This window comes from Roseateles sp. P5_E11 (assembly GCF_054049355.1).
In genome coordinates this window covers 1-681 of record NZ_JBFUMO010001161.1, presented here as the reverse complement: position 1 = coordinate 681, position 681 = coordinate 1, and the positions used below count along the sequence as shown (strand labels likewise).

Below are 681 nucleotides of genomic sequence, written 5' to 3'. Positions count from 1 at the left end.
GCATCGGCCAGGCTCAGCGCGCCGGCAGCCACCAGCGCCGTGTACTCACCCAGCGAATGACCAGCCGCAGCGACGGGCACCGCACCCGTCTCGGCGACGAAAGCGCGCCAGCAGGCGATGCCGGCCGTCAGCATGACGGGTTGGGTGTTGGTGGTCAGGTCCAGCTGCTCTTTGGGACCGGCATGGATGAGCGCACCGATGTCCTCGCCGAGGGCGGACGAGGCCTCTTCCAGTGTGCGGCGGACTTCCAGGTGGTCGCCCCAGGCGTCGAGCATGCCGACGGCCTGCGAGCCCTGGCCGGGAAAGACAACGGCGAAAGGTGCGGTCATGAGAACAATTCCAAATCAGTAGCAGTCAGAGGTGCCGATGCGGCAGCATCTGGACGGCTAGTACTTCAGCAGGGCGGCGCCCCAGGTGAAACCGCCGCCGACCCCTTCCAGCATGAGGGTGTCGCCACGCTGGATGCGACCATTGCGCACCGCGACGTCCAGCGCCAGCGGCACGGAAGCGGCCGACGTATTGCCGTGCTCGTCGACGGTGGCGATGAGCTTGTTCAGGTCCAGCTTCAGCTTCTTGGCCGTGCCCTGCATGATGCGGATATTGGCCTGGTGCGGGATCAGCCAGTCGAGGTCGGCCTCGGTCAGGCCGGCCTTCTCGAGCACCGAGCGGGCCACCTTCTCC

The 681-nt window shown here is 67.0% G+C and carries 2 protein-coding genes; both read right to left on the bottom strand.

Annotated elements, in window-relative coordinates; translation table 11 throughout:
- Positions 1–329, bottom strand: a 329-nt coding sequence (locus ACXJKR_RS34095) for an ACP S-malonyltransferase (protein WP_457326629.1), incomplete at its 3' end; no start/stop codon positions are given.
- A 57-nt stretch (positions 330–386) separates the two neighbouring features.
- Positions 387–681: 3-oxoacyl-[acyl-carrier-protein] synthase III C-terminal domain-containing protein (locus ACXJKR_RS34090; RefSeq protein WP_457326628.1), on the bottom strand; the 295-nt coding region annotated here is incomplete at its 5' end.